Annotated in this window: 21 protein-coding genes and 1 pseudogene; 15 read left to right on the top strand and 7 right to left on the bottom strand. The window is 72.8% G+C overall.

The window, feature by feature from the left end; genetic code table 11:
* Window positions 1-26: 26 nt before the first annotated feature.
* The 5 genes from Pen02_RS11815 to Pen02_RS11830 form a co-directional block, all read right to left on the bottom strand.
* A complete protein-coding gene (locus Pen02_RS11815; protein WP_203866029.1) occupies window positions 27-1,496 on the bottom strand; it encodes an NADH-quinone oxidoreductase subunit NuoF family protein in 1,470 nt (489 codons plus the stop codon).
* The gene (locus tag Pen02_RS11820) at window positions 1,493-3,241 is read right to left on the bottom strand and encodes a hypothetical protein (protein WP_203866030.1); all 1,749 of its coding nucleotides are present in this window, start codon (window positions 3,239-3,241) and stop codon (window positions 1,493-1,495) included. The genes Pen02_RS11815 and Pen02_RS11820 overlap by 4 nt, the downstream gene beginning before the upstream one ends.
* A 289-nt stretch (window positions 3,242-3,530) precedes the next feature.
* Window positions 3,531-3,653 carry an MFS transporter small subunit gene (locus Pen02_RS42520; RefSeq protein ID WP_275413568.1) on the bottom strand — a complete coding sequence of 41 codons (123 nt, stop codon included), beginning with the start codon at window positions 3,651-3,653 and terminating at the stop codon, window positions 3,531-3,533.
* Complete coding sequence (locus tag Pen02_RS11825; protein ID WP_203866082.1) at window positions 3,650-5,176, bottom strand: OFA family MFS transporter; 1,527 nt, start codon at window positions 5,174-5,176, stop codon at window positions 3,650-3,652. Before Pen02_RS11825 ends, Pen02_RS42520 begins: the two co-directional genes overlap by 4 nt.
* Before the next feature lie 209 nt (window positions 5,177-5,385).
* Window positions 5,386-6,159, bottom strand: a complete 774-nt coding sequence (locus tag Pen02_RS11830; RefSeq protein WP_203866031.1) for an SIR2 family NAD-dependent protein deacylase — start codon at window positions 6,157-6,159, stop codon at window positions 5,386-5,388.
* A 320-nt stretch (window positions 6,160-6,479) separates the two neighbouring features.
* Here Pen02_RS11830 and Pen02_RS11835 point away from each other — a divergent pair, with 320 nt between their 5' ends.
* Window positions 6,480-8,108, top strand: coding sequence for a GAF domain-containing sensor histidine kinase (locus tag Pen02_RS11835; RefSeq protein ID WP_203866083.1), 1,629 nt, complete (start codon window positions 6,480-6,482; stop codon window positions 8,106-8,108).
* Between the two features lie 62 nt (window positions 8,109-8,170).
* Here the strand turns inward: Pen02_RS11835 and Pen02_RS11840 are convergent, their stop codons facing one another.
* Entirely contained in the window at window positions 8,171-8,809 is a 639-nt protein-coding gene (locus Pen02_RS11840) for a response regulator (protein WP_203856750.1), read from the bottom strand.
* Window positions 8,810-9,072: 263 nt separating this feature from the next.
* Here Pen02_RS11840 and Pen02_RS11845 point away from each other — a divergent pair, with 263 nt between their 5' ends.
* The 11 genes and pseudogenes from Pen02_RS11845 to Pen02_RS11895 all read left to right on the top strand — a co-directional run bounded on the left by Pen02_RS11845 (window position 9,073) and on the right by Pen02_RS11895 (window position 18,102).
* Window positions 9,073-10,140, top strand: coding sequence for an Acg family FMN-binding oxidoreductase (locus Pen02_RS11845; RefSeq protein WP_307837711.1), 1,068 nt, complete (start codon window positions 9,073-9,075; stop codon window positions 10,138-10,140).
* Window positions 10,141-10,248: 108 nt separating this feature from the next.
* On the top strand, window positions 10,249-10,629 hold the full coding sequence (locus Pen02_RS43210) for a hypothetical protein (protein WP_203866032.1): 381 nt from the start codon (window positions 10,249-10,251) through the stop codon (window positions 10,627-10,629).
* Window positions 10,539-10,859: pseudogene (locus Pen02_RS43215) on the top strand (hypothetical protein); the annotation flags it as partial. The gene Pen02_RS43210 and the pseudogene Pen02_RS43215, both read left to right, overlap by 91 nt.
* A 182-nt stretch (window positions 10,860-11,041) precedes the next feature.
* Window positions 11,042-11,614, top strand: coding sequence for a hypothetical protein (locus Pen02_RS11860; RefSeq protein ID WP_372445601.1), 573 nt, complete (start codon window positions 11,042-11,044; stop codon window positions 11,612-11,614).
* Between the two features lie 364 nt (window positions 11,615-11,978).
* Window positions 11,979-12,779: an SDR family NAD(P)-dependent oxidoreductase gene (locus Pen02_RS11865; protein ID WP_203866034.1), complete on the top strand. Its 801-nt coding sequence runs from the start codon at window positions 11,979-11,981 to the stop codon at window positions 12,777-12,779.
* Between the two features lie 290 nt (window positions 12,780-13,069).
* Entirely contained in the window at window positions 13,070-13,681 is a 612-nt protein-coding gene (locus tag Pen02_RS11870) for a dihydrofolate reductase family protein (RefSeq protein ID WP_203866035.1), read from the top strand.
* A 292-nt stretch (window positions 13,682-13,973) separates the two neighbouring features.
* A complete protein-coding gene (locus tag Pen02_RS11875) occupies window positions 13,974-14,273 on the top strand; it encodes a putative quinol monooxygenase (protein ID WP_203866036.1) in 300 nt (99 codons plus the stop codon).
* A gap of 126 nt (window positions 14,274-14,399) precedes the next feature.
* A complete protein-coding gene (locus Pen02_RS11880) occupies window positions 14,400-15,575 on the top strand; it encodes a winged helix DNA-binding domain-containing protein (RefSeq protein ID WP_203866037.1) in 1,176 nt (391 codons plus the stop codon).
* A gap of 203 nt (window positions 15,576-15,778) precedes the next feature.
* The gene (locus tag Pen02_RS11885; protein WP_203866038.1) at window positions 15,779-16,249 is read left to right on the top strand and encodes a hypothetical protein; all 471 of its coding nucleotides are present in this window, start codon (window positions 15,779-15,781) and stop codon (window positions 16,247-16,249) included.
* Between the two features lie 272 nt (window positions 16,250-16,521).
* Window positions 16,522-16,974 carry a YbhB/YbcL family Raf kinase inhibitor-like protein gene (locus Pen02_RS11890; protein ID WP_203866039.1) on the top strand — a complete coding sequence of 151 codons (453 nt, stop codon included), beginning with the start codon at window positions 16,522-16,524 and terminating at the stop codon, window positions 16,972-16,974.
* A 150-nt stretch (window positions 16,975-17,124) separates the two neighbouring features.
* Complete coding sequence (locus Pen02_RS11895; protein WP_203866040.1) at window positions 17,125-18,102, top strand: GNAT family N-acetyltransferase; 978 nt, start codon at window positions 17,125-17,127, stop codon at window positions 18,100-18,102.
* Window positions 18,103-18,114: 12 nt separating this feature from the next.
* Here Pen02_RS11895 and Pen02_RS11900 read toward each other — a convergent pair whose 3' ends face one another.
* Window positions 18,115-19,647, bottom strand: coding sequence for a glycoside hydrolase family 43 protein (locus tag Pen02_RS11900; protein WP_203866041.1), 1,533 nt, complete (start codon window positions 19,645-19,647; stop codon window positions 18,115-18,117).
* 260 nt (window positions 19,648-19,907) lie between these two features.
* On the opposite strand from Pen02_RS11900, the gene Pen02_RS11905 reads away from it, so the two are divergent.
* The 3 genes from Pen02_RS11905 to Pen02_RS11915 all read left to right on the top strand — a co-directional run bounded on the left by Pen02_RS11905 (window position 19,908) and on the right by Pen02_RS11915 (window position 22,889).
* A complete protein-coding gene (locus Pen02_RS11905) occupies window positions 19,908-20,930 on the top strand; it encodes a LacI family DNA-binding transcriptional regulator (RefSeq protein ID WP_203866042.1) in 1,023 nt (340 codons plus the stop codon).
* Between the two features lie 261 nt (window positions 20,931-21,191).
* Window positions 21,192-21,494: a hypothetical protein gene (locus tag Pen02_RS11910; RefSeq protein ID WP_203866043.1), complete on the top strand. Its 303-nt coding sequence runs from the start codon at window positions 21,192-21,194 to the stop codon at window positions 21,492-21,494.
* A 15-nt stretch (window positions 21,495-21,509) separates the two neighbouring features.
* Window positions 21,510-22,889, top strand: a complete 1,380-nt coding sequence (locus Pen02_RS11915; protein ID WP_203866044.1) for a cupin domain-containing protein — start codon at window positions 21,510-21,512, stop codon at window positions 22,887-22,889.
* Window positions 22,890-22,919: the final 30 nt, after the last annotated feature.

A 22,919-nucleotide genomic window follows, 5' to 3' on the forward strand; every position in this document is an offset into this window, starting at 1 on the left:
CGCACCGGTGAACGAACGCCGACGACTCAGCCGTTGGCCGAGGTCAACCGCAGCGCCAGGGCGGGGCACATGCGTACCGCCTTGCGGGTGCCCGCCTCCAGCCAGGTCGGTACGGGGGTGGACGGGAACGACGGGAAGCCGTTCGCGTCCAGCCGGATGAACTCCGGTGCCACGTGGGCGCAGAGTCCGTGCCCGTCACACCGCGACCAGTCGACCAGCAGCTTCGAGGTCGGGGCGTCGGCCGCGTTGGGCAGCCCGAGTACGCCCTTCACCTTCTTGCCGCAGGTCCCCCGGGCGGCGTGCGCCTCCAGGTCCTCGGTGAAGATCTCCAGTGCCGAGGTGGCGAACCGGGCGGTACCGTCCGGATGGCTGCACGCGCCACGTCCCTTCACCGCACCGGCCGCCGCCCGGACCACCTCGGCGGCGGCGCTGCCGCCCACGATCAGGTCCAGCGACCGGGCCAGGTCCGGCAGGCCGAGTCGGCACGGGCCGCACTGCCCGGCCGACTCGCCGGCCAGGTAGGTGACGACCTGGGCGGCCTCGCCGAGCGGGCAGACCTCGGCGCTGAGCGGCATGATGATGCCGGCACCGAGCGAGCCGCCGACCTTGGCGAACCCGGCCCGGGACACCTCGGCGGTGGCAGCACCCTCCGCACTGATCCACTGGCCGTGGTAACCGCCGGTGAGTACGCCCGGACCCTCCGGCGCCTCGCAGAGTTCGAGTACGTCCTTCAGCGGTATCCCGGTCGGGCACTCCACGACGGCCGGCCGGCCGGCGGCTCCGGTGACGGTGAGCAGCACCGTACCGGGCTCGTCGGCGGTGCCGACCGTGCCGTACTCGTACGGGCCGAGTCGGGCGGCCAGCGCGAGTTGTGCGTACGTCTCGGCGTTGGAGAGCAGCGTCGGCAGCCCGCCCACCCCGGTGTCGCTGGCCCGCACCTTGCGCCCCGGCGGGATGTGCGCCTCACCGTTGATGCCCCGGACGAGTGCGCCGCCCTCACCGGAGATGAACCGGTGCGGCACGGTGACGATGCCGGTACGTACCGGCATCCGCCGCTCGGCGAGCGCGGCGGTCAGCGACGCCTCGCCGATACCGTCGTCGGCGACCCCGATGACGATCTCGTCGGCGTCCAGGGCGTAGGCGGCGATCGCGGCACCGTCGAGGATCAGGTGCGGCGCCCGGGTGAGCAGCGCCTTGTCCTTCCAGGCACCCGGCTCACCCTCGGTCGCGTTCACCACCACCACGGTCGGCAGGTCCTGCCGGTCCGCCGACTCGAGTACGGCCCGGAACTTGCGCGCGAACGGGAACCCGGCGCCGCCCTTGCCCTTGAGTTCGATCCCCTCGACCAGCCGCAGCAGCCCCTTCGGGGAGAGCGGGTTGACGGCACCGTGCACCATCTCGTGCGCGGTCAGGTCGAGCCGGCCGAACTCGTCGAACCCGGCGGTGAGCCGGGGTTCGCCGAAGCAGGCGACCGGGGGTACGGCGGTCAGGCTCACCGCGCTTCACCTTTCAGGCTGGTCCAGTACGCGCCCTCCTCGGCCTCGTCGCCCGAATCCTTCCGCCGGGTGGACCGGCTGGGCGGGTCGTCGGACCGGCGGGTCCGCCGGGCGCCGAGGTCGATCAGGGCAGGCTTGTCGTCATCGTCGTCGTCCGCCCCGGCCACCAGGTTGGGCTCGTACCGGGCGGCCCGACCCCACTCGGCGGTGCTCTCCTCGGGGTCGGCGTCGGCGTCCTTCCGGCCCCGGCTGTGCCGTCCGGAGCGTTCGGTCGACCGGTCTGCGGCCGGGTCCTCGTCGGCGGCCCGCCGCCGGCCGGCCCGGGTGGCACCGGTCGTCGGCTCGTCCTCGGGCTCCCGCCACGACCGCCGGCCCGATCCGTCGGTGTTGTCCCGTCGCGACCGCCGGCCCTCACCGGGTTCGTCGCGGTCGGTACCGGCCGACGTGTCGTCCCAGGCGCGCGGGCGGCGGTACACCTCGTCCGTGCCGCGCTGCGGGCCCTCGTCCGGCTCGTCGCCGGCCCACCGTCGGGGGCTGTCCCAGGGCAGCTCGGCGTTGCCAACCGCGTCGTCCCGGTCGCCCGACATGCTTCCGGGCGGCGGCACCTCGGGTACGGCGAACCGGTCGGACCGGTCGGACCGGCTCCGGGGTGCGTAGGTGCTGTCGAGTTCGCCGGCCCGGGCCCAGGCGTCGATCGCCGACTCCGAGCCGCCGCGAAGGTCGGTGAGGCTCTCCCGACGCCGCCGGCCGCCGCCCTGGGTGTCGTCCATCCGGCCGCCGGACGTGTCACGGCCGGTGGTCCGGGCCCCCCACTCGCCGCGCCGGCCGCTGGCGGCGTCCTGGTCGTCCCAGCGGTTGTCCCGACCGCTGCGCCGGCCGGCGGAGGTGTCCTCGTCCCACCGGCTGCGTCGGCTGCTCCGGCCGCTGTCCCGACCGCCGGAGCTGGCCCGGCTGGCCCGGATCTCGTCGGCGGTACGGCGCTTGGCGGGCGCCATGGAGCTGGTCCGGCCGGAGGCACTCGGCTTCCCGCCCCGGCCCGGCTTGCCGGGGCGGCCGACGGGGGAGAGTGCGGCGCTGGTCTGGCCCTGCTCCTCGCGCTTGCGACCCAGCGTGACCGAGAGCCGGACACCCAGCAACGCCAACACCAGGGCCATACAGAGCAGGTAACTGAGCGTTACCCAGGTGGGTGCGGCCCGACCGGCCTGGAGGCCGTGCACCAGCGCGACCGGCCAGGCGGCGTACGAGATGCTGTGCAGTCCCCGCCACAGCCAGGGCTTGCCGACCCCGGCGAACCGGGCCCGGACCAGGCCGGTCCAGAGTACGGCCACCATCATCGCCCCGGCCACGGTGCCGAGCCCGACATAGACGTCGCCGCCGCTGATGAACGGCAACAGGGCCTTGTTCGCGCTGACGTGCCCGGCCGAGATCTTGGTCAGCACGTGCAGCACCAGGGAGAAGACAGCGACGATCCCGATCGACCGGTGCGCCGACTGGAGCAGTACCCGGTGCCGGATCAACAGGACGATCCGGTCGGTCGCCACCAGACCGATCATCACGGTCAGGCTCAGCGATACCAGGGTGGCCGGCCCGGCGAAGAATGTCAGGAACACGAACATGTAGGCGTTGATCAGCCCACCGATCGGGCTCAACATCGCCGTCGCCCACACCGCCGCCAGCATCGAGATGACGAGCAGGGCGGCAGCACCCTGCGGCCTATGTGTGCTTCCCCGGCTGGTGAAGCTCATGGGGACACTGGCACGCTGAATCTGTCTCGTCCGGGCCATCTGCTCCTCGATCTTCCGCCTCGGCGCCCACCACCGCGCCCCGCCTGCCGCTCGTCGCGCGACGAGCACGGCCGCCTATTGTGCCCCGTCCCGATCGCGCCACTTTGGGCGGAGTCGTACCGCCGCGCGTCACTCGACGGCGGTCCGACCCCCATCAGGTACGGGAAAACGGGCCGGGGGGATGAGTCCCGTGCCGATTATGTTTCACGATCGGTGGAGTTGGCTCCCCCTGGGGGTGGGCAATCCGGCGTTAACCGGTGAAGAGTTTCGCCGCGGTGATGACAGTCTGTACAACGCCGTACCCGAGGAGTGCCGCGACCAGTAGCCACGAGATCCAGAGGCGGCCGGACTGGCCGTTCGGTTGCCCGGTCATCGGGTGGTGCTCCTCTCGGTGTCGGTCGCATCGCCGCTGGTGACGGCGACCGTCTCGGTGCCCGGTCCGGTGATCGGGTTGCCCGGTCCGTCGGTCGCGGTGCCTGGTCCGTCGGTCGCGGTGCCTGGTCCGTCGGGCGCAGTGCCTGGTCCGTCGGTCGCGGTGGCCGGTTCGTGGAAGCGGTCCGGCACCGGGCGGATCAGCAGGTTCGCCACGAACCCGATGGCCAGTACGCCGACCATGGTGAACAGTGCCGGTTGGTAGGCGGAGGCGGTGAGGGTACCCGGCTTGCCCTGGGCGTCCAGGAAACCGTTGATGATCAGTGGTCCGGCGATACCGGCCGCGGACCAGGCGGTCAGCAGCCGCCCGTGGATCGCACCGACCTGGTAGGTGCCGAACAGGTCCCGCAGGTACGCCGGCACGGTGGCGAAACCGCCGCCGTAGAAGGACAGGATCACGCAGGCCAGCAGCACGAACAGGGCGGTGGCGGTGGAGCCGACGACGGCCAGCAGCGCGTACAGCACCATGCCGACGCCGAGGTAGACCATGTAGATCGGTTTACGCCCGATCACGTCCGATGTGGACGACCAGACGAACCGGCCGGCCATGTTGAACAGCGACAGCAGTCCGACGAAGCCGCCGGCCGCCGCGATGGTGACGGTCGAGGTGCCACCGTCCCGGAAGAAGTCCTGGATCATCGGGCTGGCCTGTTCGAGGATGCCGATCCCGGCGGTGACGTTGCAGAACAGCACGACCCAGAGCAGCCAGAAGGAGCGGGTGCGGATCGCGTTCGACGCCGACACGTGCGCCGTGGTGACCAGGGGCTTGGCGGCCACCGTACCCGGATCGAAGCCGGCGGGGCGCCAGCCCGGCGCCGGCACCCGGACGTTGAACACCCCGAACATCATGATGGCGAAGTAGCCGATGCCGAGGGTGACGAAGAGCCCGACCAGGGCGCCGCCGGAGGCGACCGAGGCGGAGTTGGTCGGGTCGTAGTTCGGGTCGTAGAACGAGAGCAACTGCCGGGACAGCGGGCTGGCCAGCATCGCGCCGCCGCCGAAACCCATGATGGCCAGGCCGGTCGCCAGGCCGGGGCGGTCCGGGAACCACTTGATCAGCGTGGAGACCGGCGAGATGTACCCGATGCCGAGGCCGATGCCGCCGAGGAAGCCGTAGCCGAGGTAGACCAGCCACAGTTGCCCGGTCGCGATGCCGAGCGCGCCGACCAGGAAGCCGGCCGCCCAGAACGACGCCGAGACGAACATCGCCTTGCGCGGTCCGTTCGACTCCACCCAGGTACCGCCGAGCGCCGCCGACAGGCCGAGCATCACGATGGCGATGCTGAAGATGACCCCGATGGCGGTCTGGCTGGCGTCGAAGTGCGCGATCAGCGAGTTCTTGTAGACGCTTGTCGCGTACGCCTGGCCGATGCACAGGTGCACGGAGAGCGCCGCAGGCGGGATCAGCCAGCGGCTGTACCCCGGTGGCGCGACGGTGTGCTGGTGGTCGAGTGCGGACAGCAGCGGCACGACGTACCTCGCTTGCGGGCAGGGCGGGCGTGGCGCGGTGGTACGTACGGGTGGGTCGTCCCGCGTCGACGGAGCCGCGGTGGCTTTCTCTTCCGCCCGGAACCTAGTCCTCGGGTCGAGCCCCCTTGATCATCGATGCCGCGTCGATCGCCGGACGGTCGATCGGCTGAGACGAACGGTCGTTCGTATACCGTACGCGGTCGTCAGTTCCTCTGCGTGGCGGACGCGGTGAGGGCGGCGGCGATCCGGGGCAGCGCGGTACCGATCGGTTCCCGGACCACCTCGGCGGCCAGCCCGTCGTAGGGCGTCGGATCCCGGTTCACCACCACCAGGCGGGCACCGGCCCGCACCGCGACCTCGCAGAGCGAGGCGGCCGGTTCGACCAGCAGCGAACTGCCGACCGCGAGCAGGAGCTGACTCGCCGCCGCGATCCGCCGGGCCTGGTCGAGAACGTCCTCGTCGAGGTACTGCCCGAACAGCACCACGCCGAGCTGGAGGATGCCGCCACAGTCCCGGCAGGTCGGATCGGACTCGCCGGCCGCCACCCGGTCCAGGGTCGCCTGCGCGTCCGACCGCGCCCGACAGCCGGTGCAGACCACCGAACGCATGCTGCCGTGCAACTCCAACACCTTGCGGGGCGCGATCCCGGCCAACTGGTGCAGGCCGTCGACGTTCTGGGTCAGGATCCGCACCGCCAGCCCGGCCCGGTCCAGCTCGGCGAGCGCGCGGTGCGCGGCGTTCGGCTCGGCCCGCCAGGCGGCATGCCCGAGATAGGTGTGCCAGAACCGGGCCCGTACCTGCGGGTCGGCCATGAACCGGTCACGGGTGAACGCGTCCGCGAGCTTCGGATCCCGGGTCCAGACACCGTCGGGTCCACGGTAGTCGGGAATGCCGGAGTCGGTGGAGATGCCGGCCCCGGTGAGCACCGCCACCCGGCGTACGTCCCGGCACCAGTCGGGGATCTCCACAGCGTCCATGACCGGCGATGCTAGGCGGGAGTGCCCGACGAGGGCGACGTGATTACCGGCCCGCTCGACGCGCTCCGCCGACGAACGCATGGCCGTGCGGTGGTCGCGCGTTGGTCGCGCTTCTTCATGGTCCAGGAGGGTTTGGCTCGTCAGGGCAGGCCGAACTCTCCTGGATCACGGACGAGCCGACAGTCTGCCGGGGCGGCCGGTCACGGCGATAGCATCGCCGGGTGACCGAGTCGGAGCCGCCCGTCGGGCCGGGCTTCCCCGGCCCGTCGCTGGGCATCACGCCACTGTCCCGGGTCCGGCTGGACGAACTGCTCCAGGAGATGCTGGACCGGGTCGGCGAGGTGGTGACCAGCCGGGAACGGCTGCGGGCGCTGCTCGACGCGGTGGTCGGGATCAGCACCGACCTGGACCTGCACAGCACCCTGGACCGGATCGCCGCGGCGGCCTGCCGGCTGGCCGGTGCCCGGTACGCCGCACTGGGCATCGTCGGCCCCGACCGGCAGTTGACCGAGTTCATCACGCACGGCATCGACCCGGCGACCCGGGCCCGGATCGGCGACCTGCCGCACGGGCGGGGCGTACTCGGGCTGCTCATCGCCGATCCCCGGCCGGTACGGATGCCGGACATCACCCGGCACCCGCAGTCGTACGGCTTCCCGCCGAACCACCCGCCGATGCACAGTTTCCTCGGCGTGCCGATCCGGATCCGTGACCAGGTCTTCGGCAACCTCTACCTGGCCGAGAAGCAGGGTGCGGCGGAGTTCACCGACGACGACGAGGAGATCGTCGTCGCGCTCGCCGCAGCGGCCGGGGTGATCATCGAGAACGCCCGGCTGTTCGCGGTGGCGCACCGGCGGGAACGCTGGCTGGCCGCCGCCGCCGAGATCACCGGGGTGCTGCTGGGCGAGGTGCGGCGTACCGACGCGCTGCGGCTGATCGCCCGCCGGGCCCGCGAGGTCGCCGAGGCGGACGTCGCGATGGTGCTGCTCTACGACGAGGATGCCGGGCAGTTCACGGTCGAGGTCGCCGACACCGGTGACACGACCGCCGACGACCTGGTCGGCGCGGTACTGGCCGCCGCCGACACGGCGTTCGTCGAGCCGGTGACCCGACACCGGCAGGCCGTGGCGGAGAACCTCGCCAAGGCGGCACCCTGGCCGGTGGCGGTCGGCAGCGGTCCGGGCCTGATCTCCCCGCTGACCGCCGGCGACGCCCTGCACGGGGTGCTCGTCGTCGGCTATCCGGCCGGGCAGCAGGCGGGTGCCGACGCCGAGGGCACCCTGCTGGCGACATTCGCCGGGCAGGCGGCACTGGCCCTGGAACGGGCCCGGGCGCAGGAGGAGCGGGAACTGCTGGCGGTGCTGGAGGACCGGGAGCGGATCGCCCGGGACCTGCACGACGTGGTGATCCAGCGACTCTTCGCGATGGGGCTCCAGTTGCAGACGGTGGTGCCGCTGGCCGGCCGCTCGGAGGTCCGGCAGCGGCTCAACGACGCCGTCGACGACCTCGACTCCACCATCCGGGACATCCGGCGGGCGATCTTCGAACTGCGTACCCCGATGACGGCGGCGCTGCGTACCGAGATCCGGGACCTGGTCGCCGGTACCGCCGAGACGCTCGGGTTCCGGCCGGGGCTGGAGATGACCGGCCCGGTGGACAGCGCGGTGCCGGACCGGACCCGCCCGGACGTGCTGGCGGTGCTCGGCGAGGCGCTCTCGAACGCCGTACGGCACGCCCGGGCGACCCGGGTCACCGTCACCGTCGACGTACGCGACGGCGAGTTGTGCGTACGGGTGGTCGACGACGGGGTGGGCACCGATCCGGCACAGGCCCGCAGTGGGCTGGTCAACCTGCGGGAGCGTGCGGAACGGCACGGCGGCGCGTTCGAGATCGCCCGTACCGAGCCGACCGGCACCACGATCGAGTGGCGGGTACCGCTCCGGGACTGACTGTCCGGCGCCCACCCGCCCCGCGACTACCTGTCCGGCGCTCCGCGTTCGGCGACTACCCGTCAGTGGCGTTCGCCGAGCAGGCGGGTGGCCAGCACCGCCGCCTGGGTGCGCCGTTCCAGTCCGAGCTTGGCCAGCAGGCTGGAGACGTAGTTCTTCACGGTCTTCTCGGCCAGGAACATCTTGCCGGCGATCTCCCGGTTGGTGAGCCCCTCCGCGACGTACTCCAGGATCCGCCGCTCCTGCTCGGTCAGCGACTGGAACTCGCGGGGCTGCTCGACGCCGGTGCGGATCCGGTCCAGCACCCGGGCGGTGACCGCCGGGTCCAGCAGCGACTGGCCGGCGGCCACCCGGCGGACCGCGTCGACCAGGTCGGTGCCGCGGATCTGCTTGAGGACGTACCCGGCGGCGCCGGCCATGATCGCCGCGAACAGCGCCTCGTCGTCCTCGTACGAGGTCAGGATCAGGCCCTTGATCGTGGAGTCGACGGCCCGCACGTCCCGGCAGACGTCGATGCCGTTGCCGTCCGGCAGCCGCGCGTCCAGGATCGCCACGTCCGGGCGGAGCGCCGGGATCCGGCGTGCCGCCTCCTGCGCGGAGCCGGACTCGCCGACCACCTCGATGTCACCGTCGCTCTGTAGCAGACCCGCCAGGCCGCGCCGGACCACCTCGTGGTCGTCGAGCAGGAAGACTCTGATCACCGTTCCTTCCTATCCGCTCCACGGCCCCGGCGGACAGGGCCGAAGGTCCCGAACGGCCGACCCGGCCGAAGCGGCACCGCCACCCGTCGCACAGATCGAGGTCATCCACGGCCCACCGGCCGTCGACTGCCTCGACCTGTTCCCGAACGGCCCGCCCCGGAGCGGGGGATTGCGGCCCGGGACGACGGGACCTGCGGCCCTGCCGGGGCGGCCGGGCCTCGACACATCGTGGTGGACGCAGCCAGCGGACGAGGAGGAGTGCGATGACCACCAACCCGAGCGCCGGACCGAGGGCCGGATCGAGCGCCGGACCGAGCCCCGGATCGAGGGCCGCCGACGGTGCGCCCGTGCCGGTCGTCGAGGTCCGCGCCGCGTTCGAGGACGCCGCCGGGTACGCGTTGCTGGCGCCCTCGGTCTTCAACACCCAGCCCTGGCGCTGGCGGATCGGCCCCGGGCCGGCGCTGACCCTGCGGGCCGACCCGTCGCGGCAGGTCGACAGCGTCGACGCGGATCGGCGGCTGCTGTTGGTGAGCTGCGGGGCGGCCCTGCACCACGCCCGGCTGGCGCTCGCCGTCTCCGGCTACCGCACCGAGGTCGTCCGCTTCCCGGACGGCGCCGCCGAGCCGGACCTGCTGGCCCGGATCACGGTGACCGGGCGGCAGGAACCCGATCCGGAGCAGCGGCGACAGCACGGGGCGGGCCTGCGGCGCCGCACCGACCGACGGGCCTTCGGCGACCGGCCCGTGGCCGTGCAGACCCTGCACCGGCTCCGCGAGGTGGTCGAGGCCGAGGGTGCCTTCCTGCACCTGGTCCGGGACGACCAGATGCCGATGCTGGCCGTCGCGACCGCGCACGCGGCCACGAGTGAACTCGACGACCCCGCGTACCGGTCGGACCTGCACCGATGGACCAATCGTCCGCCGGGAAGCCGGGACGGCGTACCTGCCGCCTCGGCGGTCCGGCCCGGGGTGCGTAGGGTGCCGATCCGCGAGCACGCGCTCGGCGGCACGCCCGGCCTGGAGGTCGGCGACGCGATGGACCGGGGTGCCGCGTACGCGATCCTGTTCGGTCGTGGCGACGCGCCCGACGAACTGCTCGCCGGTGGTGAGGCCCTCTCCGCGCTGCTGCTGAGCGCCGTCGCGGACGGTCTCGCCACCGCCCCGCTGAGCGACCCGATCGAGCTGGAGTGGCCGCGCTGGCTGATGCGCAACCTGCTCGCCGACGTCGGTGAGCCGTACGTGGTGGTCCGGCTGGGCTTCGCCGCCGACCCGACCCCGCTTCCGCCGGTCCTGCGGCGGCACCCGGACGACGTGATCGAGTACGCCGACTGAGGCCGGCGTACCACCGAACTGCTCCGGGACGGCACGGCCAACGATCTCGATCATCGGAAGGTCGACGCAGCGGTCGTTGCCACCGTCGGGACAGCGAGGAGGAAGGCGATGGGCGGTCCGGCGCGCTATCTGCGGCCAGACCTGGAACGGGCGATCGCCGCCGCGTCCCGGGCGACCGGTCCGGAGGAGGGGCGGCCGTGGCTGCGGCTGCGCGACGGCGCCATCGACGTGCTGGTCACGCCGCCCGGGGCGGGACCGGCCGCCGCCCAGGGCGCTCGGGTCGCTCGGCTCGGCGGCGGAGCCGGGCTGTTCAACGTACGACTGGCACTGGCGGCGTCCGGCCGGCCGGCGCTGGTACGACTGCGCCCGTACCACGACGAGCCGGACCTGTTGGCGCGCCCGAGCCGGTGGTGGCCGTACTCGGCAGTTCGTCGGACACCCCGGGCGATCAGGTGCGCGCCGGGCAGGCGTTGCAGCGCGTACTGCTGACCGCCGCCGCTGCCGGGTTGACGGCGTGCCTCCAGACACAGGTGATCGCGGTACCGGCGGCCCGCGAGCAGGTCCGCCTGGCGCTCGGGCGGTTCGGCTGGCCGCAGGTGGTGCTGCGGATCGGCTACCGGCACCCCGGCCCGGGCCCGCTGCTCGGGCCCCCGGCACCGCGCCGGGTGTCCCGGGCCGGACCCGCACCCTGGGCGCCCGCTCCGGATGTCCCGGGATGACCCGCAGCGTGTGTCCTGGAATGACGCGCAGCGTGTGTCGCAGGACGACCCGCGCCGTGTGTCCTGTGAGGACAGGTCGAAGGTCCCGACGGAGAGCGGTCCGCCGGCCCTGCCCCGACCGGTGGTCGGCGGCGTCGAATGGAGGTAGCCGCGAGGGAACAGCGCGGAGGACACGAGAGGACGTGACGACAATGATGGCGCTGCGCCACCCGCCCGTCGCCGGCGAGACCGCCCCGACGGCTGCTCCGGTCGGTGCCGAGACCGCCGCCCGACGTGCCACCCGGTACGTCTTCGCGGGCATCCGGCTGGCCCTGGGCTGGACCTTCCTGTGGGCGTTCCTCGACAAGACCCTCGGGCTCGGTCACGCTACGGAGAGCAAGGCGGCCTGGATCAACGGTGGGAGCCCGACGAAGGGCTTCCTGGCGTTCGGGGCGGAGGGGCCGTTCCAGGGCTTCTACCACGGGATCGCCGGTACGGCCTGGGCCGACGTGCTGTTCATGGTCGGTCTCGCCGCCATCGCCGTCGCGCTGCTGGCCGGGATCGGTCTCCGCGTCGCGGCGGTGGCCGGCGGCCTGCTGTACGTGCTGATGTGGACCGTCGTGCTGCCTCCGGAGAACAACCCGGTCCTGGACGAGCACCTCGTCAACGCCGCGCTGCTGGCAGGCTTGGCACTGGTCGGCGCGGGCGACACCTGGGGACTCGGCCGGATCTGGGCGCGACTGCCGATCGTGCGCCGTCAACCCTGGCTGAGGTGAGGGCCGAGCGACTGGCCTCGGCGAACCGAAGCCGATAGGTGAATTACGGCGGGTGCCACCGGCAGGTGTGGCACCCGCCGCGTCGTCGGGGTGTGAGCCCGCTCGCTGCTGGAAACTGGTCGGGGCAGGATCGACCGGGTGAGCGCTACGGTCTGGTCTGGCGGGAAGCGTGCAGGTCCAGCCCGGCACGGTCCGACGTCGAAGCGACGGACTGACGTCGAGGAGACGGACGTTGTCGACGCGACGGACTGATGTCGAGGGGACGGACGACGTCGAGGGGACGGACGACGTCGAAGCGACGGGCCGACGTCGAGGAGACCGATCGATGTCGAAGAGACTGACCGATGCGAGGAGAAGGAATCGGATGACCGTGCAGATCGACCTGACCGGCCGTACCGCGCTGGTGACTGGCTCGACCCAGGGCATCGGGGCCGCGATCGCCGCCGGGCTGGCCCGGGCCGGCGCCCGGGTGGCGGTGAACGGGCGTACCTCCGACAGTGTCGCGCGGGCGGCGGCGGAGTTGCGGGCCGAGGTGCCGGGCGCCGAGGTGGTCGAGGTGGCGGCCGACGTCGCCACCGAACAGGGTACGGCCGACGCCCTCGCCCTGCTGCCCACCGTCGACATCCTGGTCAACAACCTGGGAATCTTCGAGGCCCGGCCGGCACTGGAGATCGACGATCGGGAGTGGCGCCGCTACTTCGAGGTCAACGTGCTGGCCGCCGTACGGCTGACCCGCAGCTACCTGCCGGGCATGATCGGGCGGGGCTGGGGCCGGGTGCAGTACATCGCCAGCGACTCCGCAGTCGTCATCCCGGCCGAGATGATCCACTACGGGGTCTCCAAGACGGCGCTGCTCGGCGTCTCCCGAGGGTTCGCCAAGGCCGCCGCCGGTACCGGCGTGACGGTCAACTCGGTGATCGCCGGCCCGACCCACACCGGGGGTGTGGAGGACTTCGTCTACCAGCTCGTCGACCGGAGCCTGCCGTGGGACGAGGCGCAGCGCGAGTTCATGCGGCTGCACCGGCCGCAGTCGCTGATCCAGCGGCTGATCGAGCCCGTCGAGATCGCCAACATGGTCACCTATCTGGCCTCGCCGCTCGCCTCGGCCACCACCGGCGCGGCGGTACGCGTCGACGGCGGGTACGTCGACGCCATCGTTCCCTAGCCCGGCATCCGGAGCCGCATCGCCTGCCGGTGACCGTGACCGGCCGGCGAGGCTGACCCACCCTCACACCGGCCGTGGTCCGTGCCTCCTGCATCGGGCTCCCGTCATCCAATCACCGACAAAATTTTCTGTCTTGACAATAGAAGCCGTCGGCTACAGGATTGTCGGCGGACGCGAGAGCGCGGTGCGGGTCCCCGCCACCGGGCGATCGGTCCCACGTTCGTTCTGCCGAGAGCCGAGAGATGCCGATCCGCCGCACGGCCGGGGGATCCGATGAGAGGAGACCGAAGATGAGGAAGCTGGTCGTGAGCGCGTTCGTCACCCTCGACGGCGTCGTGCAGGCGCCGGGTGGGCCGGGCGAGGACGACGACAACGGTTTCGCGTACGGGGGCTGGATGGTCAACTACTGGGACGACCAGGTCGGCGAGGCCATGACCGACCTGATGGGCAAGCCGTTCGACCTCGTTCTCGGTCGCCGGACCTACGACATCTTGGCGGCGTACTGGCCGCACGCCTCGGAGGAGGACGGCGCCGGGCCGCTCAACCGCGCCACCAAGTACGTCGCCTCGCGGGGTCGCCCCACTCTGAGCTGGGACAAGTCCGTGCTGCTCGAGGGCGACGTCGCCGAGTCGGTCGCCGCGCTCAAGAAGGAGGACGGACCCGAGTTACAGGTGCACGGCAGCGCCGACCTGATCCAGACGCTGCTGCGGCACAACCTCGTCGACGAGTTCCGCTTGTTGATCTTCCCGGTCGTCCTCGGCGCGGGCAAGCGGCTCTTCGCGGACGGCACCGTACCCGCCGGCCTGAAGCTGGTGCACAGCACGGTCACGCCCAGCGGCGCCATGATCGGCCGGTACGAGCCGGCCGGCGAACTCGCCATCGGCACGTTCGGGCAGGACTGATCCGCGCGGCACCAGCAGCGCCGATTCCGGCAGCGGCGGGTCCCAACGGCCACGCTATGAGCACTCGCGTGACCGCCGGCCCTGGCGCCGCCGGCCCCGGCACCCGGCAAGTCCTGGCAGCCAGCAGTCCTGGTACCGGCAGCTTTGGCGGCGGTGCGCCCGGTCCGGCGGCGCGTGCACCGTGGGCGGTTCGGGGGCGAGGTCTCGGTGCCGATGGTCGTGGACGAGGATGACCATCGGCGCCGAGACCTCGCCGACCGAGTCTTCGGGCCGTTGCGAAGGGAACGTTGTCATGACCGAACTGCTAGTCATCGCGCACTGGACGATCGCCCCTGGGCAGGAGGAGACGGTCCGGGGACTACTGCCCGAGTTCCTCGCGGCGAGCAACGCCGAGCCGGGCTGTATCTCCTTCGTCGGCTACCAGCAGTTGGACGATGCCCGCACCATCGTGCTGATCGAGCGGTACGCGTCCCGCGAGGCGTTCGAGGCGCACCGCGACACGCCCCACTTCAAGGAGTTGGCGCTGGACCAGATCGTGCCGCGCCTGGAGCGTCGCGTCGTCGACACCTACGACGTACCCGCTGCCGGGTAGCGTCGTCGTCGGCAGAAGACAACGAGGTAGCGGACGACGACGCAGAGGACAACGAGGCGGGCACAACGACGCGAGGGACGACGAGGCGGGGAACGACGAGGCGGCGGCGGGCGACGAGGAGTGGCGGTGCGGATCGAGGTGAGTCAGCGGCGGGCCAGGATCGGCCGGCGGCACCGACTGGCGGCCGCGGCTCGGGCCGACGACCCGGTCGAGGTGGCCCGGGACCTGGTGGCACTGCACGCCTCCGACCCGCCCACGGTCTACCTGGCGCTCTTCGCCCGGATGGCGGCCAACGCCGACGTCGAGACCGTCGACCGGGCGCTCTACGAGGACCGGACCCTGGTCCGGATGCTCGCGATGCGCCGGACCATGTTCGTGACCCCCGTCGAGGCCGTACCGCTGCTGCACGAGGCGGCGGCGCGCACCGTCGCCGGCCGGGAACGCCGCAAGCTGCTCGGATTCCTCGCCGAGGCGGGCGTGGCCGACGACGTCGAACGCTGGCTCGCCGAGGTCGAGGCGGTGGCGCTGCGGGCGATCGAGGTACGCGGCGAGGTGACCTCGGCAGAACTGGCCGAGGAGGACGAGCGGCTCCGCCAGCCGCTGGTACTGGCCAGGGGCAAGTCGTACGAGGGTCGGCAGCGGGTGGTCGCCCGACTGCTCCTGCTGCTCGCCGCCGAGGGTCGGATCGTCCGGGGCCGGCCGCGCAGCACCTGGCGGTACAGCCCGTACCGGTGGTCGCTGGCGCAGCGGTGGTATCCCGGGCCGCTTGAGCCGTGGTCGGCAGAGGACGCCGAGGTCGAACTGGCCCGACGCTGGCTGGCCCGGTACGGGCCGGCGCCGGCCGAGGATCTGCGCTGGTGGACCGGGTGGACGGTCGGGCAGGTACGTCGGGCACTGGCCGGGATCAAGCCCGTCGAGGTCGAGTTGGACGGCGGCACCGGACTGCTGCTTTCCGACGACCTCGATCCGGTGCCTCCGGTCGAGCCGTGGGCCGCGCTGCTGCCCGGCCTGGATCCGACCCCGATGGGCTGGTCGCGACGGGACTGGTTCCTCGGCGGGTACGGACCCCGGCTCTTCGATCGGAACGGCAACATCGGCCCGACCGTGTGGTGGGACGGCCGGATCGTCGGAGGCTGGGCCCAGCGCGGGAACGGCGAGATCGCGTACCAGCTTCTCGAGGACGTCGGCGCCGAGGCGGTCGCCGCGATCGAGATGGCGGCGGCGGAGCTGCACGGGCGGCTGGGCGAGGCCCGGATCACGCCACAGTTCCGTACCCCGCTGGAGCGGGAACTTTCCGCCTGACCCGTCGTACACGGGACGACCCGGCGCGGATGCGGCCGGACCGGACCGGGCCGGTGTGCGGCCGGACTATCGGGGTAGGCGTGCCCCGCACAGCGACCCGGGCAGGCGTGCCGGGACGACGGCGTCCGGCGGGTGAGCGCCGCACGACAGCGTCCGGCGGGTGTGCGCCGCACGACAGTGGCACCGGCAGAGCGGAGCGACCGATGAACGTGTCCCATCTTCCGTTGCGCGTCGCGATCGGCGCGTTCGTCCTGAACTCGGGCGTGTCGAAGTGGAACCTCGAGGGCGAGGGGGCGGCGGGCATGCACGGGATGGCGGTCGCGGCGATCCCGCCGCTCAAGCGGGTACCGCCGAGCGAGTTCGCCAGGCTGCTGTCCGGGACCGAACTGGCGCTCGGCACCGCCCTGCTGCTGCCGTTCGTCCCGTCCGCGCTGGCGGGTCTGGGTCTGCTCGGCTTCGGCGGCGGGCTGATGCGGCTCTACTGGGCTACTCCCGGTATGCACGAGCCGGGCAGTCCTCGGCCGACCCAGCAGGGCGTGCCGTTCGCCAAGGACAGTTGGCTGATCGGGGCCGGCCTCACCCTGCTGCTCGACGACGTACTCGGCCGGATGGCCGGCCGGCGCCGGGGCCTGGGGCGGCAGATCGCCCGCCGATGCGGAAGGCGTCGCGGCTGACGGGGGCGGCGAGCCGGCCGAGCCCGTCCGGCGCCTGTTTCGACGCGGCTGCTCCGGGTACGCGCCAGGCACAGCCGAGCGGCGCGGTTCGCACCAGGCACGGCGGCGCGGTTCGCACCAGGCACGGCCGAGCGGTTCTCGTCGGGTAAGGCCGAGCGGTGCGGTCGCGTCAGGTATGGCGGCGCGGTTCGCCAGTTGCGGCCGAGCGGCGCCAGCGGCGCGGTCCGCCGGTGGGCGTTTGGGAAGGTCTTCGACCGGGAGGAGGGCGAGCCATGGCCGGAATTCTGATGCGCAGCCGCGCCTTCAACGACCACGACCGGTTGCCGGACAGGTTCTCCCGGTCCGGCGGCAACATCTCGCCGCCGCTGGAGTGGTCCGACGTTCCCGAGGAGGCGACCGAGCTGATCCTGCTGGTCGAAGACCGGGACGCGGGCCGGACTCCGCTGCTGCACTGGCTGGTGACCGGCATCGAGGCGACCTCCGGCGGTGTCGACGAGGGTCAGACGCCGGCGGGTGGCCGAGTCTGGACGAACGGCTTCGGTACGGCCGGCTGGGCCGGCCCGCATCCGCCGATGAACGACGATCCGCACCGGTACTTCTTCCGGCTCTACGCCGTGAACCGCCCCCTGGAGCTGCCCGGCGCACCGCAGTCGCCGGACGTGCACGCCGCGATCGAGGAGCTGGAACTGGCCAGCGGCAACATGGTCGGCACCTTCGCCCGCTGACAGCACCAGCCGATCCCGCTCGTTCATTTCGGCTCGCTCCGCTCGAACGACGCCGCTCGAACGACGCCGCTCGAACGACGCCGCTCGGCGACGCCCCGCAGGCGCGAAAATCAGCGGCGCAGCGCGAGCGCCCGGGGTTAGATGCTCGGCATGCAACTGCCCCCGGGCTGGTCGGTGCGCCGCCCTACCCTCGACGACGTGCCGGCGATCCTGGCCGTCGTACACGCCAGCGACATCGCGGCGCTCGGCCGTCCCGACTTCAGCGCCGAAGACGTACGCGAGGTGTTGACCGCGCCCGACCTCGACCTGGCCCGGGACACCTGGCTGGCGCTCGACCCGGCCGGCGAGGTACGCGGCTGGAGCTACCTGGAGGACTCCAACCGGGGGCCCCGGGAGACTGTCGAGGTGTACGTGCACCCCGAGCACGGGCTGCCGGCCCAGGTGCCGCTGCTGACCATGCAACTCGCCCGGTCCGCCGAGCGCGCCGCCGAGTTCGGCCTCGCCGAGCTGACCGTGCGGGCCCTCGCGCTGCCCACCGAGGAGCGCTGGATCGGGGTACTCCGGGACGCCGGATTCGAGTTCGTCAAGCGGTACGCCCGGATGCGCCGGCCGCTGGCCGGGGTGACCGCCGAGCCGCCGCCCCCGCCGCCCGGGGTACTGGTCCGGCCGGTGCGCCCGACCGACGACGCCGAGCTGCGGACCTTCCACCGGATTCTGGACGCCGCCTTTCGGGACACCCCGGACTACCAGCCGGCCAGCTACGAGCAGTGGCGGGCGCAGGTGGCCGCACTGCCGAGCGTCGCCTGGGACGAGTGGTTCGTGGCCGAGGTCGACGGCGAGCCGGTGGGCATCCTCCAGTCCGCCGACCAGACCCTGGACCAGAACGAGGGCTGGGTGAAACAGTTGGCGGTGCTGCGGGCGTACCGGCGGCGGGGGGTCGGCGCGGCGCTGCTCGCCCGGGCGTTCGCCTGCTACGCCGGCAAGGGCCGGGAGTACGCCGGGCTCGGCGTCGACCTGGCGAACCCGGTCGAACCAGTCCGGCTCTACCGGTCGGTGGGGATGACTCCGCTCTACGAGGCGGTCGTCTTCGAACGGACGGTGCGCGCGGCCGTCCCCGACGCCGGGTAGGAGCGGCTCGGGTCAGGCGTCGACGAGGTCGTCGTCGACCACCTCGGCCCGGTCCAGCGAGCCGAGGCAGCGGTAGTCGTACCAGTCGACTCCGATCGCGTCGACGGTCGCGTAGCAGCCGATCACCCGGCCGGTGAAGCCGCCGGCGACCTCGGTGGAGAGGTAGCGGCCGTCGAGTTCGGCGAGGACGACGAACCCGCCGTCCGGGGCCTCGTAGCCGAGCCGCACCACGTCCGGCTCCTGCCGGGGATGGTCCATCCCCGGCCCCGAGGACCAGGTCTCGACGCGCAGCACCACCGGACCGTCGACCGGACGGCTCCCGATCCGCTGGGACAGCGGCCCGATCCGGGCGCGTACCCAGACCTTGCCGCCGCCCAGCTCCACGGCGTAGTGGTGCGCCTCGTCGAGGCGTACCGCCAGGCCACCCCGGCCGGCCCCGGGGTCGACCAGTGCGCGTACCCGGACGTCGTGCCGGTCCTGCCGGCGTCCCAGGAAGGTCACCGTCGGGTCGTCGAGCGATCCACCCCTTGCCCGCAGGGTCAGCCAGCCGGGGCGCTCGATCAGCGAGACGTCCTCCGGCGGTCGGGTCCGGACCGAGATCCAACAGGGGTGCAGGTCCGGGCCGTCGAAGTCGTCCCGCGCCGGCGCGGCACCCACCGGCGCGGGAAACCGGGCGGGGGTACGCGGCCCGGTGGCGATCGGCCCGACCACCGGCCAGCCGTCGGACCAGGTGACCGGGGCGAGGAAGGTCTCCCGGCCGAGTACGTGCCAGCCGGGCGTGCCGCCGCGGGCGCGTACCCCGAGGAAGACCAGCCACCACGAACCGTCGGCGGCCTGGACGAGGTCGCCGTGTCCGGTGTTCTGGATCGGGTGGTCGGTGCTGCGGTGGCTGAGGATCGGGTTGGCCGGGCACGGCTCGAACGGGCCGTCCGGGGCCGGCGCCCGGGCCACCGAGATGCCGTGGCCGCGCTCGGTGCCCCCCTCGGCGATCAGCAGATACCAGGTGCCGTCGACCTGGTAGAGGTGCGGCGCCTCGGGGGCCTGCGCGCCGGGGGTGCCGGACCAGATCCGCTTCGGTCGGCTCAGCGCCGTCCCCCGGACCGGGTCGATCCGCAACTGGTCGATGCCGGCGACGGTGCACCAGCAGGTGCCGTCGTCGTCCCAGGCCAGGTCCGGGTCGATGCCGAGCACGTCGGGCAGGTGCACCGGCTCCGACCAGCGACCGGCCGGGTCCTCGGCGGTGACCAGCAGGGTGCCGCCGTGCGGGACGTTCGAGGTGATCAGCCAGAACCGGCCGTCGTGGTGCCGCAGTGTGGGCGCGTAGACCCCGCCGGAGGAGGGGGTGCCGGGCGGCAGGACGAGTTGGCTGGGCCGGTCGAGGGCGTTGCCGAGCTGGGTCCAGTTGACCAGGTCCCGGCTGTGCAGGATGGGTACGCCCGGGAAGTATTCGAAGCTGGAGCACGCCAGGTAGTAGTCGTCGCCGACCCGGCAGACGCTCGGGTCCGGGTAGAAGCCGGCGACGACCGGCTCGCTGGAGGTCGCCATCAGATGTCGGACTCGGCCGGATCGTCGGTCGTCCGGGCCGGTGCGATCGTGGGCGCGGCGGCGGGAGGGTGCATTGACGATCCTCTCCGGCGAAAACTTTCCGGAACTATTCCGTAACTCGATCGGAACGTTATGGCCCTCCGTCCGGTCAGTCAACCCCGGAATCTGGGGCAAAATACTGGGAGGGCGCGCGACGGACGCCGGTGCAGCCTCGAAATTGTTTCGGTCGTAGGCTGGAGCCTCAACGAAGGAGCTGCCTCGTGACGGTCGACGAAGGACGCAGGATTACCATCACCGCCATCGCCCAGGAGGCGGGCGTGTCGGTGCCGACGGTCTCCCGGGTACTCAACGGCCGCAACGACGTGGCGCCGCAGACCCGGGAACGGGTGGAGGAACTCCTCCGCCGGCACGGCTACCGCCGTCGGGCGACCCGACCCCGGGCCGGCGCGAGCCTGATCGACCTGATCTTCAACGACCTGGACAGCCCCTGGGCGGTCGAGATCATCCGAGGTGTGGAGGACGTCGCGCACGCCTCCGGGGTCGGCACCGTTGTCTCGGCGATCCACCGCCGGTCGACCTCCACCCGGCAGTGGTTGCAGAACCTGCGTACCCGGGCCACCGACGGCGTGATCCTGGTCGCCAGCGATCTCGCCCCGCCGGTGCACGCCGAGCTGCGTCGGCTGAACGTGCCGATGGTGCTCGTCGACCCGGCCGGAGTGCCCAATCTGGACATACCGACGATCGGCGCGACGAACTGGGCCGGCGGGCTGCGCGCCACCGAGCACCTGCTCTCGCTCGGGCACCGCCGGATCGGCTTCATCGCCGGCCCGCCGCGACTGCTGTGCAGCCGGGCCCGGCTGGACGGCTACCGGGCCGCCCTGGACGCCGCCGGCATTCCGATGCGCGACGAGCTGATCGTGCCCGGCGACTTCTACCACGAGTCCGGATACTCCGGCGGCGCCGCGCTGCTCGACCTCGACGAGCCGCCGACGGCGATCTTCGCCTCCAGCGACCAGATGGCGTTCGGCGCGTACGAGGCGGTCCGGCGGCGCGGGCTCCGGGTTCCCGACGACGTCAGCGTGGTCGGCTTCGACGACCTGCCGGAGGCGCGCTGGGCGTCACCCCCGCTCACCACCGTCCGGCAGCCGCTGGCCGAGATGGGATTGCTGGCCGCCCGCACGGTGCTCCGGCTGGCCCAGGGCGAGTCGCTCGACACCCCCCGCATCGAACTCTCCACCGACCTGGTCGTCCGGGACAGCTCGGCGCCGTACGCCGGCAAGTGATCCCGGCGTCGCCGGACCGGTGCCGGCGGCCGTGGATCAAATTACCGGGAGATTTCCGGTAGAACTCGGGATGCCATTTGCCCCGGACCGTGCTGTCTGCCGTACCACGGCACCCGCCAGCGGTCCGCTGGGTCGCGGAGTCACCCCAGCAGCGGAGCGGACCGGTTTGCCGGGTTAGAGGTGATCGGGCGCGGGGTACCACCACCGCCGTAGCGACGCCCGGCCGCGCGAAGGCGGGCGCTGGACCCGAGGGAGCACCCGATGAGACTCGACGACGACGACATCCGGACCACGGGCGGCGGCGGGGAGGGTCCGGCCGACGGCGGGGCCAACCCGATGGGCCGGGACGGTGGCGCCGACGGTGCCGCCGAGGGTCCGGCCGACGCCGGAGCCACGGCGGGCCAGCACGACGGCGGAGCCGACGGCAGCGCCGAAGGACCGGCCGACGGTGGCGCGACCCCGGGCCAGCACGACGGCGGGGCGGACGGCAGCGCCGAGGGCCCGGCCGACGCGGGCGCGACCCCGGGGCGGCAGGACGGCGGCGCCGACAGCGGCGCCCGGTAACGCCGGCCACCCGAGATGACCGAGTACGACGGGTCGACCGGCACGGTCGCGGAAGAACGCCCGCCGGACGCGCCGCAGGCGGGCCTGCCGGACGCGCTGTCGGTGGACCGGGTACCCCTACTGTCCCGGTCCACCGGCCCGGCCGTGCGGACCGGCCCCGGTCGACCCGCGCTGGCCCGATGCGTGGCGGTCGAGCCGACGAAGTTCGCCGCCGCGTACTGGGGGCGGGCGCCGCTGCTGTCCCGGGCCGCCGAACTCGGCAACCCGGACGGGTTCACCGACCTGCTCGGCCCGGCCGACGCCGACGAACTGCTCAGCCGGCGCGGACTGCGTACCCCGTTCCTGCGGGCGGCGAAGAACGGGCAGGTGCTGCCGACCGGGCAGTACACCGGTAGCGGCGGTGCCGGGGCCGAGATCGCCGACCAGGTACTCGACGAGCGGGTCCTCGGCCTCTACGCCGACGGCGCCACGCTGGTGCTCCAGGGACTGCACCGGACCTGGCCGCCACTGATCGACTTCACCCGCGAGCTGAGCCTGGTCCTCGGCCAACCGCTTCAGGTGAACGCCTACCTGACCCCGCCGGGAAACCAGGGCTTCGCCACCCACTACGACACCCACGACGTCTTCGTGCTCCAGGTCGACGGGCACAAGCACTGGCAGATCCACGAGCCGGTGCTGCCCGACCCGCTGGAGCGGCAGCCGTGGGGCGGCCGGGCCGACGAGGTCGGGGCGGTCGCCGACGGGCCACCCGCACTGGACGTGGTACTCGGCCCCGGTGACGCGCTCTACCTGCCCCGGGGTTGGCTGCACAGCGCCCGGGCGCAGGACGACAGCAGCCTGCACCTGACCGTCGGCGTCCGGGCACTCACCCGGTACGCGATGGTCGAGGCGCTGCTGGAACTGGCCGCCGAGGACCGGCGACTGCGCGCCCCGCTGCCGTTCGGGATGGACGTCGCCGAGGTCGACCAGGTCGAACCGGAACTCACCGAGACCGTCGAGGCGCTGCGGGACTGGCTGCTCCGGGCCGATCCGGCCGCGGTCGCCGCCCGGCTGCGGAACCGGGCCTGGCCGGCGGCCCGCCCCGCGCCGATCCGTCCACTCGCCCAGGCGGCGGCGATCCGGACGCTGCACGTCGACACCCGGATCGCCCCTCGGGAGGGCCTGCGCTGGCAGTTGACGGCCCAGCCGCCGGACGGGGCGGACGGCCCGGGTGAGGTGCTGCTGGCGCTCTTCGACCGGACGCTGACCTTTCCGGCCCAGTGCGCGCTGGCCGTCCGGGCGTTCCTCGCAGGCGGAGTGCACCGGGTCGGTGACCTGCCCGGACTCGACGACGACGCCGACCGGATCGTGCTGGCCCGGCGCCTGCTCCGCGAGGCGGTCGCCGTCCCGACCTGAGCCGCCGTGCCGTCCCGCGGTGCCGTCCGC

Origin of the sequence: Plantactinospora endophytica (genome assembly GCF_016862915.1) — a bacterium.
In the GTDB taxonomy this organism is placed as follows: Bacteria; Actinomycetota; Actinomycetes; order Mycobacteriales; family Micromonosporaceae; genus Plantactinospora; species Plantactinospora endophytica.

Coding starts and splice junctions, on each gene's coding strand:
- Pen02_RS11900 (WP_203866041.1), bottom strand. CDS start 19,647: ATGGCGACCTCCAGCGAGCCGGTCGTCGCCGGCTTCTACCCGGACCCG.
- Pen02_RS11895 (WP_203866040.1), top strand. CDS start 17,125: ATGCAACTGCCCCCGGGCTGGTCGGTGCGCCGCCCTACCCTCGACGAC.
- Pen02_RS11890 (WP_203866039.1), top strand. CDS start 16,522: ATGGCCGGAATTCTGATGCGCAGCCGCGCCTTCAACGACCACGACCGG.
- Pen02_RS11835 (WP_203866083.1), top strand. CDS start 6,480: ATGCTGGACCGGGTCGGCGAGGTGGTGACCAGCCGGGAACGGCTGCGG.
- Pen02_RS11875 (WP_203866036.1), top strand. CDS start 13,974: ATGACCGAACTGCTAGTCATCGCGCACTGGACGATCGCCCCTGGGCAG.
- Pen02_RS11865 (WP_203866034.1), top strand. CDS start 11,979: ATGACCGTGCAGATCGACCTGACCGGCCGTACCGCGCTGGTGACTGGC.
- Pen02_RS43210 (WP_203866032.1), top strand. CDS start 10,249: ATGGGCGGTCCGGCGCGCTATCTGCGGCCAGACCTGGAACGGGCGATC.
- Pen02_RS11820 (WP_203866030.1), bottom strand. CDS start 3,241: ATGAGCTTCACCAGCCGGGGAAGCACACATAGGCCGCAGGGTGCTGCC.
- Pen02_RS11870 (WP_203866035.1), top strand. CDS start 13,070: ATGAGGAAGCTGGTCGTGAGCGCGTTCGTCACCCTCGACGGCGTCGTG.
- Pen02_RS42520 (WP_275413568.1), bottom strand. CDS start 3,653: ATGACCGGGCAACCGAACGGCCAGTCCGGCCGCCTCTGGATCTCGTGG.
- Pen02_RS11885 (WP_203866038.1), top strand. CDS start 15,779: ATGAACGTGTCCCATCTTCCGTTGCGCGTCGCGATCGGCGCGTTCGTC.
- Pen02_RS11910 (WP_203866043.1), top strand. CDS start 21,192: ATGAGACTCGACGACGACGACATCCGGACCACGGGCGGCGGCGGGGAG.
- Pen02_RS11915 (WP_203866044.1), top strand. CDS start 21,510: ATGACCGAGTACGACGGGTCGACCGGCACGGTCGCGGAAGAACGCCCG.
- Pen02_RS11830 (WP_203866031.1), bottom strand. CDS start 6,159: ATGGACGCTGTGGAGATCCCCGACTGGTGCCGGGACGTACGCCGGGTG.
- Pen02_RS11845 (WP_307837711.1), top strand. CDS start 9,073: ATGACCACCAACCCGAGCGCCGGACCGAGGGCCGGATCGAGCGCCGGA.